This is a genomic window from uncultured Tateyamaria sp. (assembly GCF_947503465.1).
Taxonomy (GTDB): Bacteria; Pseudomonadota; Alphaproteobacteria; order Rhodobacterales; family Rhodobacteraceae; genus Tateyamaria.
Genome location: NZ_CANNDN010000001.1, coordinates 621,571 through 643,915, shown reverse-complemented (window position 1 = coordinate 643,915; position 22,345 = coordinate 621,571). Strand labels below are relative to the sequence as shown.

General features: G+C 60.2%; 16 protein-coding genes and 1 tRNA gene. 9 read left to right on the top strand and 8 right to left on the bottom strand.

The features are described from left to right. Positions 1 to 29: 29 nt before the first annotated feature. The 3 genes from ctaA (at position 30) to Q0844_RS03285 (ending at position 3,732) form a co-directional block, all read left to right on the top strand. Positions 30 to 1,175 (top strand): heme A synthase, encoded by a 1,146-nt coding sequence (gene ctaA, locus Q0844_RS03295; RefSeq protein WP_299042078.1) that lies wholly within the window; start codon positions 30 to 32, stop codon positions 1,173 to 1,175. After that, positions 1,175 to 2,650, top strand: coding sequence for a carboxypeptidase M32 (locus Q0844_RS03290; protein ID WP_299042075.1), 1,476 nt, complete (start codon positions 1,175 to 1,177; stop codon positions 2,648 to 2,650). Before ctaA ends, Q0844_RS03290 begins: the two co-directional genes overlap by 1 nt. A gap of 215 nt (positions 2,651 to 2,865) precedes the next feature. After that, positions 2,866 to 3,732, top strand: a complete 867-nt coding sequence (locus tag Q0844_RS03285) for a 2-isopropylmalate synthase (RefSeq protein WP_299042072.1) — start codon at positions 2,866 to 2,868, stop codon at positions 3,730 to 3,732. Between the two features lie 78 nt (positions 3,733 to 3,810). Here the strand turns inward: Q0844_RS03285 and gyrA are convergent, their stop codons facing one another. Next, entirely contained in the window at positions 3,811 to 6,519 is a 2,709-nt protein-coding gene (gyrA, locus tag Q0844_RS03280) for a DNA gyrase subunit A (RefSeq protein WP_299042069.1), read from the bottom strand. Between the two features lie 231 nt (positions 6,520 to 6,750). Between gyrA and Q0844_RS03275 the strand changes: the two genes are divergently transcribed. After that, entirely contained in the window at positions 6,751 to 7,020 is a 270-nt protein-coding gene (locus tag Q0844_RS03275) for an usg protein (RefSeq protein ID WP_299042066.1), read from the top strand. Between the two features lie 51 nt (positions 7,021 to 7,071). On the opposite strand, the gene Q0844_RS03270 is transcribed toward Q0844_RS03275, so the two are convergent. After that, on the bottom strand, positions 7,072 to 8,013 hold the full coding sequence (locus Q0844_RS03270) for a radical SAM protein (RefSeq protein WP_299042064.1): 942 nt from the start codon (positions 8,011 to 8,013) through the stop codon (positions 7,072 to 7,074). Positions 8,014 to 8,221: 208 nt separating this feature from the next. Between Q0844_RS03270 and zwf the strand changes: the two genes are divergently transcribed. The 5 genes from zwf (at position 8,222) to Q0844_RS03245 (ending at position 15,505) form a co-directional block, all read left to right on the top strand. Then, entirely contained in the window at positions 8,222 to 9,673 is a 1,452-nt protein-coding gene (gene zwf, locus Q0844_RS03265) for a glucose-6-phosphate dehydrogenase (protein WP_299042061.1), read from the top strand. Continuing rightward, positions 9,670 to 10,338 (top strand): 6-phosphogluconolactonase, encoded by a 669-nt coding sequence (gene pgl / locus Q0844_RS03260; protein WP_299042059.1) that lies wholly within the window; start codon positions 9,670 to 9,672, stop codon positions 10,336 to 10,338. Before zwf ends, pgl begins: the two co-directional genes overlap by 4 nt. A gap of 6 nt (positions 10,339 to 10,344) precedes the next feature. Further along, entirely contained in the window at positions 10,345 to 11,919 is a 1,575-nt protein-coding gene (pgi, locus tag Q0844_RS03255; RefSeq protein WP_299042057.1) for a glucose-6-phosphate isomerase, read from the top strand. A gap of 385 nt (positions 11,920 to 12,304) precedes the next feature. Continuing rightward, positions 12,305 to 13,696, top strand: coding sequence for a peroxidase family protein (locus tag Q0844_RS03250; RefSeq protein WP_299042055.1), 1,392 nt, complete (start codon positions 12,305 to 12,307; stop codon positions 13,694 to 13,696). A 189-nt stretch (positions 13,697 to 13,885) separates the two neighbouring features. After that, entirely contained in the window at positions 13,886 to 15,505 is a 1,620-nt protein-coding gene (locus Q0844_RS03245) for a long-chain fatty acid--CoA ligase (protein ID WP_299042053.1), read from the top strand. Here the strand turns inward: Q0844_RS03245 and Q0844_RS03240 are convergent. The 6 genes from Q0844_RS03240 to Q0844_RS03215 all read right to left on the bottom strand — a co-directional run bounded on the left by Q0844_RS03240 (position 15,478) and on the right by Q0844_RS03215 (position 22,247). Then, positions 15,478 to 16,830 (bottom strand): ATP-binding protein, encoded by a 1,353-nt coding sequence (locus tag Q0844_RS03240; RefSeq protein ID WP_299042052.1) that lies wholly within the window; start codon positions 16,828 to 16,830, stop codon positions 15,478 to 15,480. The genes Q0844_RS03245 and Q0844_RS03240 overlap by 28 nt on opposite strands. Positions 16,831 to 16,970: 140 nt before the next feature. Beyond that, on the bottom strand, positions 16,971 to 18,614 hold the full coding sequence (locus Q0844_RS03235) for a sulfatase-like hydrolase/transferase (RefSeq protein ID WP_299042049.1): 1,644 nt from the start codon (positions 18,612 to 18,614) through the stop codon (positions 16,971 to 16,973). 6 nt (positions 18,615 to 18,620) lie between these two features. Next, a complete protein-coding gene (gene nrtS, locus Q0844_RS03230; RefSeq protein WP_299042047.1) occupies positions 18,621 to 18,866 on the bottom strand; it encodes a nitrate/nitrite transporter NrtS in 246 nt (81 codons plus the stop codon). Positions 18,867 to 19,262: 396 nt separating this feature from the next. Further along, positions 19,263 to 19,336: transfer RNA gene (locus tag Q0844_RS03225), tRNA-Gly, on the bottom strand. A 38-nt stretch (positions 19,337 to 19,374) separates the two neighbouring features. Continuing rightward, the gene (locus tag Q0844_RS03220; RefSeq protein ID WP_299042045.1) at positions 19,375 to 20,214 is read right to left on the bottom strand and encodes a methyltransferase domain-containing protein; all 840 of its coding nucleotides are present in this window, start codon (positions 20,212 to 20,214) and stop codon (positions 19,375 to 19,377) included. Further along, entirely contained in the window at positions 20,211 to 22,247 is a 2,037-nt protein-coding gene (locus Q0844_RS03215; RefSeq protein WP_299042042.1) for an ASKHA domain-containing protein, read from the bottom strand. Before Q0844_RS03215 ends, Q0844_RS03220 begins: the two co-directional genes overlap by 4 nt. Positions 22,248 to 22,345 lie beyond the last annotated feature (98 nt).

The following is a 22,345-nucleotide window of genomic DNA, read 5'->3' as shown; positions in this document are numbered from 1 at the left end:
TTCTGCCAAGACCAAAGACCGGGACCGAAATGGCAAAGAACCGCAGTATCTTCGAAGAGGTGGGTACCACCGAAAAGCAGGTGGTCGAGACAGGTGTGATCGACAAGGGCAGGGGCGGCGCACGCGGTGCGATCCGTGTTTGGCTGATGATGCTCTTTGCCCTTGTTGTGGTGATGATCGCCGTGGGCGGACTGACCCGCCTGACCGACAGCGGGTTGTCCATCACCGAATGGCGCCCTTTCACCGGGGCCGTCCCGCCGCTGAACCAGGCCGATTGGGAGGCCGAGTTCGCGTTGTATCAGCAGATCGACGAATTCCGCCTGCAAAATCAGTGGATGACGCTGGCAGATTTCAAGGTGATCTACTGGTGGGAATGGGGGCATCGGCAACTGGGCCGTGTCATTGGCTTGGTCTGGGCCATCGGGTTCTTCTGGTTTCTTCTGCGGCGTCAGATCCCTACAGGCTGGACGCCGCGCCTTTTGGGGCTGGGCGTGCTGGGAGGGCTGCAAGGGGCCATCGGCTGGTGGATGGTCGCCAGCGGCGTGACACAAGGCGAAGGCATGCTGGACGTGGCCAGCTACCGGCTTGCGACCCATCTGGGTCTGGCCTTTGTCATTCTGGGCTTTATCGCCTGGTACACCTACCTGCTTGGCCGCCACGAGCGCGACCTGATGCAGGCGCGCCGGTCCAAGGAGGACAAGCTGTTTTCCATGTCCACCGGGCTGATGCACTTTGCCTTTCTGCAAATCCTGATCGGTGCGCTGGTGGCCGGTATTGACGCGGGGCGCAGCTATACCGATTGGCCGCTCATGGGCGGGCAGGTGTTTCCCGCGACCGCCTTTGTGTTCGAGCCCTGGTGGCGGAACTTTTTCGAGAGCCCGGGCCTTGTGCAGTTCATTCACCGCGTGACGGGTTACCTGCTTTTCGTCTTTGCCGTTGTGGTGTGGCTGCGCGGGCGCGCATCTGCGCATCCAACGACGCGATTTGCCTTCAACGCCGTTTTTGCCGCGATGGCACTGCAAATTGTGCTGGGCATCGTGACGGTGCTGTATGGTGCCCCATGGCAGGTGGCGATCCTGCATCAGATCCTGGCCGTCGTGCTGTGGGCATTGATCCTGCGGGCCCGTTTTCTTGCGGCATATCCAATTGCCACATCCATACGAGGAACCTCCTGATGCCCGCATTTGACGATCTTTTGGCCTTTGATCACACAACCCAGGCCTTGGGTCAGGTTGCGGGCCGGTTGGGGTGGGATCAGGAAACCGTGATGCCGCGCGGGGCAGCCGACCAACGCGCCGAAGAGATGGCCGCGATGGAGAGCGTCCTTCATGCCCGCCGGACAGATCCGAAAGTGGGCGACTGGCTGGCTGGAATTGATCCCGCCACCTTGAATGAGGTTGAAGCCGCGAAGCTGCGCGAGATCAAGCGCAGCTATGATCGCGCGAACAGAGTGCCCGCCGATCTGGCCGCACAGATTGCCCGCGTCACCTCGACCGCACAGGGCAAGTGGGCCGAGGCGCGCAAGGCAGATGATTATGCGGCCTTTTCCCCGGTCCTGGCCGAAGTCGTCAGCCTGAAGCGCGAAGAAGGGGCCGCCCTGGCCGGCGGCGGGGACATCTATGATGCGATGCTGGACGATTACGAACCCGGCACAACCGGCGCAGATCTTGAGGCCATGTTCGGTGCGCTGCGCCCGGCGCTGACGAACCTTCGGGCCGCCATTCTGGACAAGCCCGCACCGCAGGGCCTGACCGGTTCTTTTGATGAAGCGGCGCAGTTGCGCCTGAGCGCGACGCTCGCGCAGCGCTTTGGCTATGATCTGGGTCACGGCCGGATCGACAAGGCCGTCCACCCCTTTTCCTCGGGGTCGGGGCGCGATGTGCGCATCACCACACGTACCAACCCGGATGACCCGTTCAATTGCTTTTACTCAACCATCCACGAGGTTGGGCACGCCTGCTATGAGCAGAACATCGATGATGCCTATTTGCTGAGCCCGCTGGGACGGGGCGTGTCCATGGGCGTTCACGAAAGCCAGAGCCGAATCTATGAAAACCAGCTGGGACGCAGCCGCGCGTTTACCGGTTGGCTTTACGGCCAGATGCGGGATGCGTTTGGGGACTTCGGTATCGACAGCGAAGACGCGTTTTATGCGGCCGTAAACCGGGTTTCCAACGGCTATATCCGGACAGAGGCGGACGAGGTGCAATACAATTTGCACGTCTTGCTGCGCTTTGATCTGGAGCGGGCGCTGATGTCTGGTGATCTGGGTGTGCCCGACCTCGAGGCCGCATGGAATGACCGGTTCGAGGCCGACTTTGGCTATGCGGTTGACCGGCCGTCCAACGGGGTTTTGCAGGACGTGCATTGGTCCGTGGGGCTGTTCGGGTACTTCCCGACATATTCGCTGGGCAATGTGTATGCAGGTTGCCTCTACGAAGCGCTGCGCGGTGCGGTGCCAGATTTGGATGCGCAGCTCGCGAAGGGTGACACGACTTCAGCAACGGGGTGGCTCCGGGACAATTTGCAGAAGCATGGCAGCCTGTACCAGCCGCGAGAGATCATTGAACGGGCGAGCGGATCTGCACCGGGCCCTGAGCCATTGCTGGCGTATCTAAAAGATAAATTCAGTGGTATTTACAAATTGTAGACCTCGTCCCGTTTCAACAACATTGACATCACGCGATGCCGCAAAAAAGTCAGCAGATTTGTGCAAACAAACCGGGTCATTTGTGATCCGGTTACAGGGCGTTGCAATACTGCACCGCATTCAGTTTCTGAAAAAATTTCTGAGATATCGGCTGTAACCTCCAATTCCCAAAGGTTAGTGGAACGCTACCAAATCACTAGTATTGAGGGTGCAGTATGAAAACGAAATCAATCGGCCTCGGGATTATCGTGGCGTCGCTAAGTGCAAGCGCCGCTGCGGCGGAGGTGAGCTATGCGAACGCATTTGCCACGTTCCATAATCTTGACAACGGCAACGCGGATGTTGATGTCGAGGCTTATGGCGGAAGTATCGAATTTTTGGCGGGAAACTTCACGTTTTCCGGAGAGGCAGGACGGTTGGACGTCGAAGACCTGTCGCTTGACACGCTGTCTCTTGGCGGGTCCTACGCATTCCAAAATGGCGTATCGGTCGGTCTGGATTATTCGGAATTCGACGTAGAAGACTTTGGCGACTCTGACATTGTGTCATTGTTTACGTTCTACAGTTTCAGCGAATTCGCATTGGGACTGTCCGTTGGCGAAGCGAGCGATCTAGGCGATACGGTCTATTCGGTATTCGGCACGTGGGACGTGACGGAGAATGGACGTGTTGGAATTGATCTGGTGGAAATAGAATCCGAGACTTTGGTTTCGTTGTATGCAGATTATGACACAAATCGCTATGGCTTGAGCGCAGATTTCCTGTCCGTCAACGATCTGGATATCCTTGCGGTCAGTGGTGAATATCAGGTTTTCGACAAGGCGTACGTAACTGGCGGATTGGCCCATGTCAGCCTTGGTGACGATTTGGATTCGATATCGATCGGTGCGAAATACGAATTCGTTCCGGGTGCGAGTGCTGAGATCGCCTATTCCCGTCTCAACGCGGATGGTGCGGACGACATTGATGTCGTGACATTCGGGTTGCAGTACGAGATCGGCGCCAAAACGTCGCCGCGTCGCACGGTCACGAACATCATCAACCACGCGACCGGAAACATCGCAAACCTGACCAACTTCTAAGGTCTTCGCGTCAATCGAACGAAATAGCCCCGGGTCTATGTTGGACCCGGGGCTTTTTTAATTTTGGCGGTGTCGCGACTACTCTTCGCCGCCGTGTCCCTCGGCGTCGCCCTGATCCGCGATCCACGCGACGCTGACAACTTCTTCGCCCTTGCCCGTGTTGAACACCTTTACCCCACCCGCGCTGCGCGACCGGAAGCTGATGCCGTCCACCGGCACGCGAATGGATTGCCCTTTCGATGTGGCCAGCATGATCTGGTCGTCCAAATCGACGGGGAAGGATGCGACGATGCCGCCCGTCTGCATGCGCTTGTCCCACGCCGTCACACCCATTCCGCCACGCCCGCGCAGGGGATAGTCGTGGGACGACGACAACTTGCCCGCCCCGCCGGATGTAATTGTCAGAATCAGGTTTTCGACTGCCGACATTTCGGCATAGCGATCCTGCGGCAATGGCATGTCCGCATTGCCTTCCTCTTCGTCGGTGCTGTCCGGATCGTCCGCGATGCCGGCCATGGCGCGGCGCATCTTGAGGTAGGCCGCACGCTCGTCCGAGGACGCCTCGAAGTGGCGGATGACAGACATGGACACGACGCGGGTATCGCCGGACAGCTTGATACCCCGCACCCCGATAGAGGCGCGTGAGTTGAACACGCGCACATCATCGGCCCGGAAGCGAATGGCGCGGCCTGCGTCCGTGACCAGCATCACGTCATCATCATTCGATGCGATGCGTGCATTGATCAGTTTCCAGCCTTCGCTATCCCCTTCGAATTTCATGGCGATCTTGCCATTGGACTTCACATTGGTGAAATCCGACAGCTTGTTGCGCCGCACGGTGCCGTGGTCGGTGGCAAAGACCACCTGCAAGTCATCCCATTCCTTTTCATCGCGGTCCACCGGCATGATGGCTGCGATGCTGACCCCCTGGGGGATCGGCAGGATGTTGATGATCGCCTTGCCCTTGGACGTGCGGCCCCCTTGCGGCAGGCGCCACGTCTTCAGCTTGTAAACCATCCCGTCAGTGGTGAAGAACAGAAGCTGCGTGTGCGTGTTGGCCACGAAGAGGGTGGTGATCACGTCCTCTTCCTTGGTTCGCATGCCGCTCACGCCTTTGCCGCCCCGCTTCTGGCTGCGGAAGTCAGCCAGCGGTGTCCGCTTGATGTATCCGCCCGAAGTGACGGTCACGACCATGTCTTCGCGCTCGATCAGGTCCTCATCTTCCATGTCGCCGGACCAATCGACGATCTCGGTACGACGCGGTACGGCGAACTGGTCTTTCACCTCGGTCAACTCGTCCGCGATGATGCCCATGATCCGTTCGCGCGATCCAAGGATTTCCAAGTATTCCTTGATCTTTGCGGCCAGTTCTTCAAGTTCGTCCGTGACCTCCTTGACCCCGATCTGGGTCAGTCGTTGCAAGCGCAGATCAAGGATCGCGCGGGCCTGAACCTCGGTCAGGTTATAGGTGCCATCGTCGTGCATTTTCGACAGCGGATCGTCGATCAGGCGCAGATAGCTTTCGATGGAGGCGGCAGGCCAGCGGCGTGTCATCAGTTTTTCGCGCGCCTCTGCCCCATCGGCAGAGGACCGGATGGTCGCAACGACCTCGTCCACGTTCGATACGGCGACGGCCAGACCACACAGGATGTGCGACCGGTCCCGTGCCTTGCGCAAGTCAAAGGCGGTGCGTCGGATCACAACTTCTTCGCGGAAGTCCAGGAAGGAGGTCAGGAACCGGCGCAGGGTCAGTTGCTCGGGCCGGCCCCCGTTCAAGGCCAGCATGTTACAGCCAAAGGAAGTCTGCATGGGCGTGAAGCGGAACAGTTGGTTCAGCACAACCTCTGCCGTGGCATCGCGTTTGAGTTCGACCACCACACGGACGCCATTGCGGTCGGATTCGTCCTGCACGTGGGAAATGCCCTCGATCCGCTTTTCGCGCGCGGCCTCGGCGATGCGCTCGATCATCGTGGCCTTGTTTACTTGGTAAGGGATCTCATCAATAACGATGGCATAACGATCCTTGCGGATCTCTTCGACGCGGGTCTTTGACCGCACAATGACGCTGCCGCGCCCCTCTAGATACGCCTTGCGGGCGCCTGAACGGCCCAACATGATGCCGCCCGTGGGGAAATCGGGACCGGGTACAAATTCGATCAGCGCCTCGGACGACAGGTCCGGGTCTTCGATCAGGGCAAGGCAGGCATCCACCACTTCGCCCAGATTGTGGGGCGGAATGTTGGTCGCCATGCCAACGGCAATGCCACCTGCGCCGTTGACCAGCATGTTCGGGAAGCGCGCTGGCAGGACCGTCGGTTCGCGGTCCTTGCCGTCGTAATTGTCCTGGAAATCGACGGTGTCCTTGTCGATGTCGGCCAGCACGTACGCCGCGGGCTTGTCCATCCGCACTTCGGTATAGCGCATGGCGGCCGGGTTATCGCCGTCCATTGAGCCGAAGTTGCCCTGACCATCGAGCAGCGGCAGCGACATGGAAAAGTCCTGCGCCATCCGAACCAGCGCATCATAGATCGCGCTGTCGCCGTGCGGGTGGTATTTACCCATGACGTCGCCCACAGGGCGTGCGGATTTGCGGTAGGATTTGTCGTGCGTGTTGCCTGTTTCGTGCATCGCATACAGGATGCGGCGGTGCACCGGTTTCAGCCCGTCCCGCAGGTCAGGAATGGCGCGGGAGACGATGACAGACATGGCATAGTCCAGATAGGACGTGCGCATTTCGTCTTCGATGGACACTGATGGGCCGTCATATGCGGGCCTATCCGGTGTCATTTCATCATCATTTTCAGGAGGTTGTGGCGTGTCGTTCACGTTTTTCTGCCCGTTCTGTCGCGTGCGCTATATGTTGCGGCAAAGTCTATCAGAAAGCGCAGATAAGGTGCAATGGTGCGTAGGTCGTCGTTGTTAGCAGTCGCGGTCGAGTGGTGCTATAGTATTGTTTTCATTGAAAATTAATCGCTGATCGTCTCTGCTGATCCCAATGCAGGCAATTCGAGGTGCAAAATGGCAATAACCGAAACCGAACTGATGTTGAAAGGCTATGGGCTGACCACGGCGGAACTGTTCTATCACATGCCCGACTACACCCACGTGTTAAACACGTTTGTCTGGCAGGAGTACGACATCGCACCTGATCATCCCCGCTTGCTGAAATTTATCGATTTCTGGAAGGCCGAGATTGAAGGGCCACTGCATTCGGTGCGATTCACCCATCGAAAGATGGTGGCTGCCGGGACATGGCGACATGTGACCGGCGAATTCACGCTGCACTGACATGGCCTGGGCCGGTAGGATCGGCGCCGGACTGTTTCTAGTGACAGACGCCTACGCGCTGCAGGACGCCCCGCCCAGAACGCAGAATTTGGCGCAGTGGGGGTGGTTCAGGGACACGTCCGCCTCGGCCTCTTCCAGCGTTGCGCCCATTTCGAACTGAGGGTCATAGGGCAGCAGGGTGCAGGCCAGAACAGCGGGCGTTTCAGCCCCTTTGCGTTTGACCACCATGCGGGACGACGAACACATCACCGCCTCGGGATGTTTGTTCAGGATGCCCCAGCAGGCGGTGGTGATTTCGGGCACTTCGGCTTGCGCGTCCATTTCAGGGAACAGGACCGTCATGCCCGGATCTCGGGCGTCAATGTCCCAGCCATGCTTTGCATACAGCGCGGCATAGCCGTCGCGGGCCTCGGCCTCGCTCTCGGCCATCTCGATCCGGCCGGCCACTGCCAGCCGTGCGCCGATGGACGACAGCCAGTCGATGCCACGCAGCGTCTTCGCATAGGTGCCAACGCCGCGTTCGGTATCATGTACAGCCGCGGCATGGTGATCGAGAGAGATGCGGAAGGTCAGCTTGTCACCGTAGCGTTCAACCAAGGGCACGATCCCGGCCTTGACCCTGGGGCGCATCATCGGGGCCATGGCATTGGTCAGGATCAACACCTCGTACCCGCGCAGAAGCGACCGTTCGACCATGTCGAGGAAGGCGGGGTTCATGAACGGCTCACCGCCGGTAAAGCCGATCTCGCGGACGTTCCAGGCGCGCGCATCCAACTGATCAAGATAATTCGACACCTCATCCGCGGTCATGTATTCCAGCGCGTCATTGGTGGGCGAGCTTTCGATATAGCAGTTCGCGCAGGCGATGTTGCACAGCGTGCCCGTGTTGAACCACAGCGTATCGGGATTTGTCAGCGACACCTTGGCTCGCGCTTCGCCCTTGGCTGTCACATCGGGGTCTTGAAACTTGCCCAGGTTTGCGAGGTCTTTCATCGTGGTCGCGTCCGTTCTTGCCGTCGTTCTGAAGCGTAGAGGTACGTCGAACAGGAGCAAGGGGAAAGCGGACTGTGCTGCCTTGACGGCTTTGTGATAGAAAGACGCATCGCTTGAATGCACGTGCAGCATTGGGCGTTGAGTATCTGTTTGAATCTGCTAGTGATAGCGCAAACATTTCATTGGCATCCAAGAGGGAACCCCTGCCATGGTATCGCGCGTCATTCCGGTTGATCCCTTTGACTTGGTCATCTTCGGCGGCACGGGGGACCTTGCGCGCCGCAAGATCCTGCCCGGATTGTTCCGCCGGTACTGTGCGGGTCAGATGCCTGCCGACGCGCGGGTGATCGGTGCCGCACGTGGCGACATGGACAGCGCAGCCTATCGCGCGTTCGTGGCGGATGCGGTTGCCGAATTCGGGGGCGGGCGCACCTGCGAGGACGGCACGCTGACAGGATTTCTGGAGTGTATGGAATTTGTCACCATTGATGCGCGTGGCGACACGGGCTGGGCCGACCTCGCCAAACTGGTACGCCCGGACGTGGTGCGCGCTTACTACTTCTCGGTGGGGCCCAGCCTGTTCGGGGATCTTGCGCAGCGCCTCAACCAGCACGGCCTGACGGACGAACATAGCCGCATTGTTGTCGAAAAACCGTTTGGTCGGGATCTGCCGTCGGCACAGGCGCTGAACCGCGATCTGGCACAACACTTCGACGAAAAGCAGATCTACCGGATCGATCACTATCTGGGCAAGGAGACGGTGCAGAACCTGATGGCCGTCCGCTTCGGCAATATGTTGTTCGAGCCGTTGTGGAACAGTCAGTATGTGGACCACATCCAGATCACCGTGGCCGAAACCGTCGGTGTCGGTGGACGGGGCGAGTATTATGACAAGTCCGGCGCCATGCGCGACATGGTGCAGAACCACCTGATGCAGTTGTTGTGCCTGATCGCGATGGAACCGCCATCGAAATTTGACCCCGACGCTGTGCGCGACGAAAAGCTGAAGGTCATTCGCGCGCTGGACGACGTCGATCCGCATCATATCGTGCGCGGCCAATACGAGGCAGACAGCAACGAACCCGGGTACCGCGAAGCCGTTGGCGATCCGCGCAGCCGCACCGAAAGTTATATCGCCATGAAGGTGGGCATTTCGAACTGGCGATGGGCGGGCACACCGTTCTACCTGCGCACGGGCAAACGCCTGCAAGCCAGGTCAAGCGAGATCGTCGTGGTGTTCAAGGAACTCAACCATTCGATCTTTGGTGAATCTAGCGATCACCGCAACGAGCTGTCGATCCGTTTGCAGCCCAACGAGGGGATCACGCTGGGCGTCACCATCAAAGAACCGGGGCCGGGCGGCATGCGTCTGATGAACGTGCCCCTGGACATGTCGTTTGCTGATGCGCTTGGGCCGGACGGGGCGGACCAGACCGACGCCTATGAACGGCTGATCATGGATGTGATCCGGGGCAATCAGACCCTGTTCATGCGCGGGGACGAGGTCGAGGCCGCCTGGGCCTGGACCGATCCCATCATCAATGGCTGGGATGCGCGCGGCGATGTCCCCAAGACCTATGATGCCGGCAGTGAGGGGCCGGTCGATGCTGTCCAGCTTCTGGCCCGCGATACCCGTGTCTGGAGAAAAGTGAGCCCATGAACATCGTCGAATATCCCGACCGCGATCTGTTGGCCATGGGGTTGGCGGACACGCTTGCCAGCGAATTGAAGAATTGCCTGCTGGTTCACCCCTGGGCCTCTTTCGTGGTGCCTGGTGGCACAACGCCGGGTCCGATCTTTGACAACCTGTGTGCCGCCGACCTTGATTGGTCCCGCGTGCATGTGATGCTGAGCGACGAGCGGTGGGTTCCGGAAGACCATGACCGGTCAAACGCCGCACTGTTGAAGGACAGGCTGTTCCAAGGCCGCGCCGCCGCGGCGCAATTCGTACCCTTCTACATGGATGGCAAAACCCCGGCAGATGCCGCCCCGGATCTGTCCGCACGCCTCTCAGAGCAGATGCCGATATCGTTGCTGCTGCTTGGCATGGGCGCGGATATGCACACGGCATCGCTGTTTCCCGGTGCCGTCGGTCTTGCTGACATGCTGGCCGACACGGCGCCGCTGGTGGTGCCCGTTTCGGTCGAGGGGCAAGAGCCGCGCATCTCGTTCTCGGGACCCGCGCTGGCCGGGGCAATGGCCAAGCATCTGGTGATTTTCGGCGCGGAGAAACGGGCCGCGTTGGACCGGGCCGAGCGCCTTGATCCGGCCGAGGCGCCGATAAATGCCGTCATGAACGGCCTGACCGTACATTGGGCGGAGTGAAAAACCATGTGGAACGATTTGAAGCGGAAGGCGGCCGCAGTGGCGGATCGTACCATTCTGGATGTGTTTGACGACACACGGGCGGATGATTTTGCGGTCCAGACCCAACATATGCGGTTTGACTATTCCAAGACCAACATAGATGCCGAAACGCGCGACATGCTGTTGGCATTGGCCGAAGCTGCAGGTGTTGCGGCGCGGCGGGATGCAATGTTTGCCGGTGCAAAGATCAACGAGACGGAAGGACGGGCCGTTCTGCACACCGCCCTGCGCAATCTGGATGGCGATCCGGTGGTGGTGGATGGCACGGATGTCATGCCCGGCGTGTTGGAGACACTGGCGCGGATGGATGCCTATGCGGCTGAGGTGCGCGGCAGCGACTTCACCGATGTGGTCAACATCGGCATCGGCGGCTCTGACCTTGGACCGGCCATGGCGGTGCAGGCGCTGTCGCCTTATCACGACGGCCCGCGCTGCCATTTCGTGTCAAATGTCGATGGCGCGCATATTGCGGACACGCTGCGTGGGCTTGATGCCAGGACAACACTGGTGATCGTGGCATCGAAGACCTTCACCACGATCGAAACAATGACAAATGCGCGCACCGCGCGGGCGTGGATGCAGGACCATGGCGGTGATCCCACTGCACAGTTCGCCGCGCTGTCGACCAACTTGGAAAAGACATCCGATTTCGGCATTCCAGCGGCCCGCGTCTTCGGGTTCGAGGATTGGGTCGGCGGGCGCTATTCGATGTGGGGCCCAATCGGATTGTCCCTGATGTTGGCGGTCGGACCGGATGGGTTCCGCGCGTTCTTGCGCGGCGGGCAGGACATGGACACGCATTTCCGGGTCGCCGATGGCACCGAGAATATGCCGATGATGCTGGCGCTGGTCGGCCTCTGGCACCGGCAGGTTCTGGGCCATGCCACGCGGGCGGTTTTGCCCTACGACCAGCGCCTGGGCCAATTGCCTGCCTATTTCCAACAGTTGGAGATGGAATCAAATGGCAAGTCGGTGACCATGGACGGTGGCACCGTGCCTGTCGAAAGTGGCCCGGTTGTCTGGGGCGCGCCGGGTACAAACGGGCAGCACGCATTCTACCAATTGATCCATCAGGGTACATCGGTGATCCCGTGCGAATTCATGGTGGCCTGCGAAGGACACGAACCCGAATTGCGGCATCATCACGATCTGCTGGTTGCCAATTGCCTGGCCCAGTCCGAAGCGTTGATGCGAGGGCGGTCCCTGGAAGAAGCCCGCGCGAAGATTTCGGACAGGTTCGATGGCGCGGAGTTGGAGCGGCAGGCCGCGCACCGGGTCTTTGCCGGAAATCGCCCGTCGACCACGCTGATCTATCCCAAGCTTGATCCGTTCACCCTTGGTCAGATCGTGGCATTGTACGAACACCGCGTGTTTGTCGAGGGTGTGATCCTGGGCATCAATTCCTATGACCAATGGGGCGTCGAGTTGGGCAAGGAACTGGCAACGACCCTGCAGCCGATTGTCGAAGGCACCGCACCTGCCGACGAAAAAGATGGATCGACACAGGCGTTGGTGCGGTATCTGCACGCGCACCGCTGAGCACGTCTGTCGCGCGGCGCGCTTGCAGCGCGATCCATTCCTTGTTGGGGCGCTGCCCCAAACCCCGAAGTATTTTGGGCCAGAAGAAGACATGATGGGGCGCGGTGCTCAACCACCGGACGGGCGATTTTCGACCTATACGTGAGCGGTTGTTCGCCGATTATGTCATGCGGGGTCAGGAATGCCTGACCTGGCCAACGGTTGTGTTGACCGTGCTTTGCGCAATATTGTTACGCAGGGCGCGTCATATTTTGCGCTCTGTTTCTTTTCACATGCACCGGAGGCCAAGATTATGGCTGGCACACAGCACGGGCTGACACGGCTCGATCAACTCTTCAAAACATGTCTTCACGGGAAGGGGCCCGCGCGGCCCTTTGCACAAACATTGGGCCGGGTACTGCCTGCAAACCCTGTTCATATCAAGAATATCACGCATGCCGATGTCATTGCGACGCTTGATACGCTTGCCCAATCCATGGGGGCCACTGAAAACGAGGACGGCCCCGCCGACGCGGGCCTGACATTTCTGGGTCAGTTCGTCGATCATGACATCACTTTGGATGCGACCTCGGCGCTTGGGACGCGGATTGATCCGTCGACCATTCCGAATGTGCGCACGCCCAGCCTTGATCTGGATTGTGTTTACGGTGCGGGCCCCGAAGCGTCTCCGCACCTTTATGGCGAAGGCGAGGCCGAGCAATTTCTGGTGTTCGGGCGCAAGGACAATCCGCGTGACCTGGCCCGGACCTGCGCGGGTAAGGCGCTGATCGGCGATCCGCGCAATGACGAAAACATCATCGTGGCCCAGGTTCAGGCGATCTTTATCGAATTGCACAACATCCTGATGAGCAAGCGGGCGGAAGAGGGCGAGGACGCCGATGACATCAAGGCCTGCGCGCATGACGGCTTGCCCAAACATGTCTGGCATGACCATGTGAGCCCGAAGTTGACCAATTTTGAGGAAGTGCGCCGCTTTATCCGCCTGCATTACCAGTGGATTGTCTGGTGTGAATTGCTGCCCGCCTTTGTGCAGCAGGACTGCCTGGACTGGGCGCTTGAAAACGATCCGTTCGGGTGGGACGCGCCGGTCATGCCGGTCGAATTCACCGGAGCTGCGTACCGGTTCGGGCATGCCACAACCCAATTCGAATATGCGTTGACGGACGGCGCCGATCCCAAAGGGTTGTTTGCCACACTGGGTTTTGGCCGACGGCCGACCAGCGGTAACATCGACTATGCCAAGTTCTTTGGCATGAATGGCGATGTGACCTCGCAAAAGGCGCGGCCTGTCGGGCCAAAACTGGGCACACCGCTGCTGAACCTGCCTTTCGTGCACGCGCCCATTGCGCTTGCGGACATCGAAGAGACGCTGACCCTGGATCAGTCACGCAACCTTGCCCTGCGCAACATGGTGCGGGACCGCTATACCTACCAACTGGCCAGTGGTCAGCAATTGGCGGCACATCTGGGCACGCATGTCATTGATCCGCCTGACATCCTGAAGGCCAAGGGCATCACCAAGACCCCGCTATGGTTCTATTGCCTGCAAGAGGCGCAAGAGAAAGGGCACGGCAAGCTGACCGGAGCAGGAGGCCGTCTGGTGGCGTCGGTCTTTGCCAACCTGCTGCGCCGCGATCCGACCACGTTCCTTCACATCAAGCACTTCAAGCCCTGGCATGGTTTCAAGGGGCAGCCTAGCATCATGGCGGGCTTGATCGCCTATGTCGAGGCGCATCGCGGGCACATTGAGCATGCCGATGCGCTGCAATGCGGCTAAGCGCGCATTGCTGATCTGGATCGGGGCTGGCCGCCGGGTCGGCCCCCTTTCTTTGCGTCATGCGCGGCACGCCATGCTTGCAAGCGTCGCGCGCCCTTGGCAGGGTTGGCCCAAGGGAGGAACGCACGTGAGCCGTACATGGCCACGTGGGCAAGGCGTTGCTCTGACAGCAAAATACGGGAGGCGCCCATGCTTGGCCAAATGATGAACTACCCCCTGACCATTCAGTCGCTGGTGGACCACGCCGCGCGGTATCACGGCGAAACTGCGATCACCTCCGTCAATACGGGAGGTGGCGTCGAAGAGACAAGCTGGGGGCAGGTCGGGGCCAACTCGCATCGTCTGGGCGATGCGCTGCTGAAGCTGGGGCTTGAACCGCAAGCGCGCTGCGCCACCATCGCGTGGAACAACCGGCGACACCTTGAGATTTACTTCGGCGTGTCCGGCGCGGGCCTAGTCTGTCACACCATCAACCCGCGTCTGTTTCCCGAACAGCTGATCTATATCATCAACCATGCCGAGGACCGGGTGCTGTTCATCGACCGTACCTTTGTTCCGCTGGTCAAGGCGATCCGGGACAAGATCCCTGGCGTGGCGCATATCGTCTTGATGGACGGCCGCGATGAGGCCGCTGCGGCGGACATCGAAGGGTTGCAGTTCTATGACGAACTGGTCGCAACCGGGTCGCCGGATTTTGCATGGCCTGAATTCGACGAAAACACGGCCTCTTCGCTGTGTTACACGTCCGGTACCACGGGCAACCCCAAGGGTGTGTTGTATTCTCATCGGTCGACAGTGCTGCATGCCTTTGCGTCGAACACCCACGATTGCATTGGGTTTTCGGCGCGCGATGTGGTGCTGCCCGTTGTTCCGATGTTCCACGTCAACGCCTGGGGTACGCCCTATGCCTGTGCACAGGTTGGCGCGCGCATGGTGCTGCCGGGGCCGGGCCTTGATGGTCCGTCGCTGGTCAGGCTGATTGACGATTGCAAAGTGTCGATTGCCTTGGGGGTGCCGACAATCTGGCTGGGCCTCTTGGGCGAGGCAGAGGCGTCGGGTTCGCAGCTCACGTCGCTCAAGCGCACGGTTGTGGGGGGATCGGCCTGTCCACCCTCGATGATCACGGCCTTCCGTGAAACATACGATGTCGAATTGATCCACGCCTGGGGCATGACCGAAATGTCACCGCTTGGGTCGTCGAACCAACCGCTGGCAAAACATGCCAGCCTGCCGCTCGACGCGCAGCACAAGCTGCGCGAGAACCAGGGGCGGCCGCCCTGGGGGGTCGAGCTTGAGATCATGGATGACGCCGGAAACCCCTTGCCCCATGACGGCGCAGCGCAGGGGGCGTTGATGGTACGCGGGCACTGGATTCTCGACAGTTATTTCCAGAAGACAACGGAAGAAACGCTGACCAACGGGTGGTTCGACACGGGCGACGTGGCGACAATGGACCCGGACGGCTACCTGTCGATCAAGGACCGATCCAAGGACATCATCAAGTCGGGGGGTGAATGGATTTCGTCCGTGGACCTGGAAAATATCGCGATCGCGCACCCCTCACTTGCCGATGCGGCCGTGATCGGTGCGCGGCATGAAAAATGGGATGAACGCCCGGTCCTGATCGCCGTGGCCGCCGAAGGTCAAACACCCAGCGAGGAAGAGGTTCTGTCCGTGTTCGACGGCAAGATTGCCAAATGGCAAATCCCGGACAAGGTTGTGTTCACAGATGCTCTGCCGCGCAATGCCACGGGCAAGGTTCTGAAACGGACCCTTCGGGATCAGTTCGGAGATGTGCTGGTGGGCTGAGCGCGGGCTTGCGTCACGACCTGATCGGGCCTGGGTTCAGAGCGGGGCAAATACAACCGGATGGAGGTGCCTTTGCCCACGCGGCTGTTGATCTCGACCTCGCCGCCGGACTGAACAGCGAAGCCACACACCATCGGCAGGCCCAGGCCGCTGCCTTGCCCCACGGCCTTGGTGGTGAAGAAGGGGTCGCGGATGCTGGGCAGGATATCGGCGGGAATGCCCTGGCCCGTGTCGGTCACTTCAAATGCGATGTATTTGACACCCTCGGCCAGTTTCAGGCTGCTGGCGGGGCGCGCGACGTCTGTCACCTTGATATGCAAGCTGCCGCCTTTGGGCATTGCATCCCGCGCATTGATGACAAGGTTGAGAAGCGCGGATTGCAGAAGGGTTTCGTCAGTAAAGATCGACGCCGTGGTGCCTCCGAACCTGATTTTCAGCGCGATGTTGGCGGGCAACACCCGCCGCGCCATGTCTTCGAGGGTGCGCAGGATGTCGTCGGGTGCGATGTGGCGCGGCCACAGTTCGGCCTTCCGCCCATAGGAGGTCAACTGGCGTGTCAGATGCGCGCCGCGCTGCGCCGCGGTCAAAGCCGCGGACAGAAACTCATCGCGATCGTTGTCGTCCGGATAGGTTTCAAGCAGCTCAAGATTTCCCTGTATCACGCTGAGAAGGTTGTTGAAATCATGTGCGACACCGCTGGTCAGGGTGCCCAGGGCCTCGACTTTCTGGGCTTGCAGGAATTGCTCGCGCGTTTCCTTGAGTTCGCGATTGGCGCGGTGCGCTTCGGACAGGCACACGCCGAAGTAGACCGCCAGACACAGGCAGAGAACCGTCGCGGACCAGAATGCCGCACCGCCATAGGTGCCTTCGTAGAACCCGGCGGCGATCCACAGCGTGGCCATGATCACAGGGATCAGATAGGCCGCACCCAACAGCCAGTTCCGTGACCGCAGCAGAAAGATGTTCAAAACCGCGCCCGTGAACAGAATGACCGTACCGAATTGCCAGACCGGATCTTCCATTGACCAGATGTAGACGGGCAATGCGGCGTAGATACTGGCCTGCACAAAGCTGACGATCCACAGCATTGCAAAGGCCGTCGTCTCGCGCCCGTCGATCGGCATGTGCAGCACTGTCTTTTCGGCAAAGACGGCGACGTAGTAGATCACGACCCAATAGGGCAGGACGGCCATGCCGAGAAACAGCCAACCACAGGAACATGCAACTATAACGAGAACTAAGCGGATCAGGAATTCGTTGCTGAGAACACGTTCAGTGTGTTTCGCCTCTTCGAATATGGTTCTGATCCGGGCGGTGTGATCCAATATCGTCCGTCTCAACAGTGAATTCAGGAAAACGAGAACATATCCAAGTCATCGGGCCAACCGGACCAGACTACCGCTATGGTAGAGTAGTTTCCGCAATTTGTCACGAACGCGTGTTGCGCTGCGCACCGTTGGCACGCTCAGTCCGGCAGGTGGTTTTGCCGCGCGGGCCCGCGATATCTTGATGTCAGCTCGGGATCCACTTCGCTGCCGTCCTTGAGGTGGATCAGCACACCTTTTCCGGTCGAAGCGCCGCGCATCGCCTTGATCTGATCTTCGGACCGTGTGGTGCGCTGCGACATGCGCAGGCCCCAATCGTGCAGTTGGGCCAAAAGCCGTGCTTCAATGTCTGCACGGGCTTCGGTCTTGGCCAGATCATGCAACTCGTCCGGGTCGTCGTGCAGATCAAACAGCATGTTGCGCAAGCCGGGGGCCGCGCAATGCATCAGCTTGTAGCGTCCGTCAAACACCATGAAAAGGCGACAGTCGCGCGGGTCCAGCCCCAGCTTCACGGCGACCGGTTGGGCTGAAAAATCGTACTCGGATATCACATAGTCGCGCCAGTCGGGGGTCTCTCCACGCAGCCACGGCATCAAACTGCGCCCTTCGATCACGTGGTCCGGCACGGTGCCGCCCGCCGCTTCGACGAAGGTGGCGGCAAGATCAATGGATTCGACCAGCGCATCGCGGGTCGTGCCGCGTGTGCCATGCGCTGTCGCGCGCGGGTCATAAAGGATCATGGGCACTTTGACCGAAGGGTCATGGAACAGGTTCTTTTCACCCAGCCAATGGTCGCCCAGGTAATCGCCATGATCCGAGGTCAGTACGATCATCGTGTCGTCCATCTGATCCGTCGCATCCAGATGATCCAGCAGGCGGCCCAATTGGTCATCACATTGCTTGATCAGGCCCATATAGGCCGGGATGACCTTGGCCCGGACCTCTTCATCCTGAAAGGCACGGCCGACGGGGCCGTTCATGAAGGTGTCATAGACCGGGTGCGCGTTGTCCCGCTCTTCATCGGCGCGAGTGGCAGGGGGCACATGCGCAGGCCCGAACATATCGTGATAGGGCGCTGGCACGATATACGGCCAGTGCGGCTTGATATAGCTCAGATGCGCGCACCATGGCTCTTGCGCCTGGTCGAAAAAACGAATGGCCTCGGATGTGAGCCACGGCGTTTCGCTGTCTTCTTCGCGGATGTTGGCAGGCAGGTCGGTGTTGTCAAAGAACCAGCCCGACGCGATGTGACCGTCCCGGACGCCAGCATTTGCGTAATCCGCCCACGGGTTTGTGCCATCATATCCAACGGACTTGAGGTATTCGTTGTAAGGACTTCGCCTTTCGTCATAAAACCCGTCCGGCCCTTCGGCCCAAAGCCCATCATCGCGCACCCAGGGGTCAAAGCCGCATTCGGATGTGCGGACGCCGATCAGGCTGTCGGCCTCAAGTCCCAGCCGGTCCATCCCTTCGGCATCAACGGTCATGTGCGTCTTGCCAATCAAATGACAGGACATCCCGATCTTGCGCAGGTGGTCGCCCAAGGTCTGTTCGCCCACCTTCAGGGGGAACCCGTTCCAATGGGCCCCGTGCGAAGACGCGTACCGCCCCGTATAGAAACACATCCGTGACCCGCCACAGATCGGCGATTGCACATAGGCATTGGTGAACCGCACGCCCATGGCGGCAACACGGTCGAAATTGGGGGTATGCAGATGCGGATGGCCGGCGCAGCTGAGGTAGTCGAACCGCAGCTGGTCATACATCACAAACAGAATGTTCAAGGTTGGTCAGTCCCCAAGGCTTTGCAGCCGTTCCCGAACGGCCATCACCGAAGAGTAGGTTGAGACAGAATACGGCACAAGGAATGTCAGTGCGCATTTCATCCAGGCCGCGGCATCCATCTGGCCGCCCATAATCCGGTCGCCGTGGTTGATCATCGCAATGATGACGCCCACCACAAAGGCAATCTTGGCCGCGCGTTTGACGACGGTGCGATCTGTCGCGATGTCCCATGCGGTGGTGGTGTGGGCCATGATCTGCCTCCTTTGGCCTCAAATTGAACCAATCGGTTCCCAAATCAAGGGCGAAACCCGGGGCGCACAGGATAGTGAAGGGTGTGACGGGCAGGGTGTCGCGCCCGCGCGTTCCTTGCCCGTTTCGGCGGAAATGCGGACATTTCTCGCCATTGTCTCGCTGGCGGGCAGGCCAGTGGTCTTCGGCGCGCTGCGTCAACAGCGGGAAGGTGTCACGCAAATGGTATTGACCCTGCGCTAGCCCCAGGTGGACAGGTGCGTCCATCGCGCCCTTTTGGACGAGATGCCACTGCGGGTTAGGTCCCGGCGAAAAGACAAGGGCACGACTGCCGTGCGGCATGGTCGTGCGCTCTTGCTTTGGGCCGAGGGCATTGTCCGTCTGCGTGAACGTGGATCTGGAGCGGGTAACGGGAATCGAACCCGTAACTTAAGCTTGGGAAGCTCGCGTGATACCTTTTCACCATACCCGCGCTCTGGGCGCTTGGGATAGGCGCGGTGGCGTGCCGCGTCAAGCGGGTTTGACCGCCGAATAGATGTGAATGCAGGCCGGAATGCGTAGGCCTGACCCGGTGTCGAACGCGGTCATCGCCTCGGCCAAGGCCGCCTGAACATCTGCGGCCGCAGCAGCATCCGCCTGGTGGTGTGTGATCGCTGCGTCAGCCGGACCAATTTGCATCATCAGGGCCGCCGTTTCGGCGCAGTCACCGGGTGGCGTCAGGTCCAGCGTCACGGTTTCGACCCGTGCCTGCGCACTTCCCGCATCGGCCATCATCGCAAGCGTCCTGTCACTGTCTTCAAACGCAAAAGGTCCAGGCAGGGTGCGGTCGGTCTTGGGCATCGGGCCCAGGACGGCTGCGGCGGCGCGGGCGGGCACCATGAAATAGGGATTCTCCGGCGCGGGTCCCCATGCGGCAAAGGTCATGCGCCCACCCGGGGCCAGGGTGGCCTGCAAATTGGCAAACGCCGCGCGGCTGTTGTCAAAGAACATGACACCAAAGCGGGATATCTGTGCATCAAAATCGTGGCTGAACGCATGGGTCTGCGCATCGGCTTTCAGCAGTGATATGTTTGGCCTGTCTCCAAGGCGCGAGGCCGCAAGCGCCAACATGGTGTGCGAGATATCAAGACCCGTGACATGCCCCTGATCTCCAACCGCCTGCGCGGCGGCAGCAACACTGATCCCCGTGCCACATCCGATGTCCAGAACGTTGTCCCCGCGCCGCAGCGCGGCCCCCTCCATCACAAGATCAAGCACCGGTGCCAGCAGTGCATCCATACCGTCTTGGTGTGCGACCCATTTCGGGCCTGCCGCCTCTGTCCAGAACTCTTCCTGATCCGCGTTGCTCATGCACGCCTCCTGCGCCTGCGACCGCCTTCGGTGTCGCCGCCGGTGTTGAAGCTGACATCGGGCAGGTCCACGATCCCGTTCAGGATCGGAAACGGCTCTACCGCGTTCGGAATGGCCGACGCGTTCACGAAATGCTCCTGAAAGCGGGGTTCTATGGCCGTTTCGACCTTGTGGATGCGGCGCACCGTCTCTTCGATCTCGCCCCGGGCGTCACGGTTCAGAAGGGCGATCCGCGCACCGGTACCTGCGGCATTGCCCGCGGATGACACCTTGTCCAGCGGTGCGTCAGGGATCATGCCCAGCACCATCGCGTGCTTGGACGAGATATGCGCACCAAAGGCCCCGGCCAGAACCACGCGGTCCACGGTGTCGACGCCGAACTTGTCCATCAGCAATCGGGCACCGGAATAAAGCGCGGCCTTGGCCATCTGGATGGCCCGGATGTCCGGATTGGTGATGGTGATGCGCGGCCCGCCCGTCGCGGTGGCATCGTGCAGCACATAGGCATGGGTGCGTCCATCCAGCACGCACCGGTCCGACCCTGTCTGCGCCGCGCTGCCAATCAGGCCGGACGCGTCCAGCAGACCGGCCAAGCGCATCTCTGCAATGGCTTCGATGATGCCCGAGCCACAGATGCCCGTAATGCCGGTGCCTGCGGCCTCGGCCTCAAATCCGGCCTCATCCGACCACCGATCAACGCCTATGATGCGAAAGCGCGGGATCTTGGTGACGGGGTCAATCTCGACCCGTTCAATGGCACCGGGGGCGGCGCGTTGGCCTGCGCTGATCTGGGCGCCTTCAAAGGCTGGCCCGGTGGGGGACGAACAGGCCAGCACCTTGTCCTTGTTACCCAACAGGATCTCGGCATTTGTGCCGACATCGACCACCAGAACCAGATCATCGGACTTGTCGGGTGCCTCCGACAGGGCCACGGCGGCGGCGTCCGCGCCGACGTGGCCTGCAATGCAGGGCAACAGGTAGATACGCGCAGACGGGTGAATGTTCAGGTTCAGGTCATCGGCGCGCAGGCGCAGCGCGTTTGACGTCGCCAGAGCAAACGGCGCCTGGCCCAGTTCAAACGGATCGATGCCAAGAAACAGGTGGTGCATGACCGGATTGCAGACAAAAACCGCATCCACGATCAGGCGCTTGTCGATATTCGCCTCGGTCGCGATCTGGGTGAACAGGGCATTCATGCCCTCGCGCACGGCCTCCGTCATCTCGTTCGCGCCGCCCGCGTTCATCATGCCATAGCTGACGCGGCTCATCAGGTCCTCGCCAAAGCGGATCTGCGGGTTCATGATCCCCGAGGACGCCACGACCTCACCGCTGGTCAGATCGCACAGATGTGCCGCGATGGTCGTGGATCCCAGATCTACCGCCAACCCATAGACCGACCCGTCATAATATCCGGGCCAGATGTTCATGATGCGCGGCGCGTTTTCACCGTCGCCCAGGTGAATGGCAACCGTGACCTTCCAGCCACCCTTGCGCAATGCCGGTTGCAGGTCCTGAAGAATGTGCAGGTCCGCATGGATGTTGGTCACGCCCCAATCAGCCTCAAGCGCGGCCACCAGACGTTCCAGATCACCCGACGGATCATGCATGTCGGGCTCGGCAACCTCGACATAATAAAGCTTGGTGGACGGGTTCATCACGATGTCCCGCGCCTCGGCCCTTTTGCGCACGACTTGCTTGTGCACCTGGCTTTCGGGCGGCACGTCGATGACCACATCGCCCTGCACGGTCGCCTGACAGCCAAGGCGGCGGCCAGGGGTCAAACCGCGCTTGGATTTGTACCGTTCTTCGACGCTGTTCCACGCGGACAGGGCATCGTCACTGACCGTGACCCCATGTTTGGGAAACGCGCCATAACTGGGCATGATCTGGCATTTGGAACAGATGCCCCGCCCGCCGCAGACCGAATCAAGGTCAACGCCCAACTGCCGGGCCGCAGTCAGGATTGGCGTGCCCACGGGGAAATGCCCGCGTTTGCCGGACGGTGTGAAAACGACGAGTGGATCGGTGCTCATACATGCCTCGAAAATCTTGCCTCGCCACACAATAGGAGCCTCGCGCGCAAGGGAAAGGTGTCAAACGACATCAGGATGCCCCGGGGCGGCAGATTGCC

Coding starts and splice junctions, on each gene's coding strand:
- pgl (WP_299042059.1), top strand. CDS start 9,670: ATGAACATCGTCGAATATCCCGACCGCGATCTGTTGGCCATGGGGTTG.
- Q0844_RS03220 (WP_299042045.1), bottom strand. CDS start 20,214: ATGAGCAACGCGGATCAGGAAGAGTTCTGGACAGAGGCGGCAGGCCCG.
- zwf (WP_299042061.1), top strand. CDS start 8,222: ATGGTATCGCGCGTCATTCCGGTTGATCCCTTTGACTTGGTCATCTTC.
- gyrA (WP_299042069.1), bottom strand. CDS start 6,519: ATGACACCGGATAGGCCCGCATATGACGGCCCATCAGTGTCCATCGAA.
- Q0844_RS03215 (WP_299042042.1), bottom strand. CDS start 22,247: ATGAGCACCGATCCACTCGTCGTTTTCACACCGTCCGGCAAACGCGGG.
- ctaA (WP_299042078.1), top strand. CDS start 30: ATGGCAAAGAACCGCAGTATCTTCGAAGAGGTGGGTACCACCGAAAAG.
- Q0844_RS03285 (WP_299042072.1), top strand. CDS start 2,866: ATGAAAACGAAATCAATCGGCCTCGGGATTATCGTGGCGTCGCTAAGT.
- nrtS (WP_299042047.1), bottom strand. CDS start 18,866: ATGGCCCACACCACCACCGCATGGGACATCGCGACAGATCGCACCGTC.
- pgi (WP_299042057.1), top strand. CDS start 10,345: ATGTGGAACGATTTGAAGCGGAAGGCGGCCGCAGTGGCGGATCGTACC.
- Q0844_RS03290 (WP_299042075.1), top strand. CDS start 1,175: ATGCCCGCATTTGACGATCTTTTGGCCTTTGATCACACAACCCAGGCC.
- Q0844_RS03245 (WP_299042053.1), top strand. CDS start 13,886: ATGCTTGGCCAAATGATGAACTACCCCCTGACCATTCAGTCGCTGGTG.
- Q0844_RS03270 (WP_299042064.1), bottom strand. CDS start 8,013: ATGAAAGACCTCGCAAACCTGGGCAAGTTTCAAGACCCCGATGTGACA.
- Q0844_RS03275 (WP_299042066.1), top strand. CDS start 6,751: ATGGCAATAACCGAAACCGAACTGATGTTGAAAGGCTATGGGCTGACC.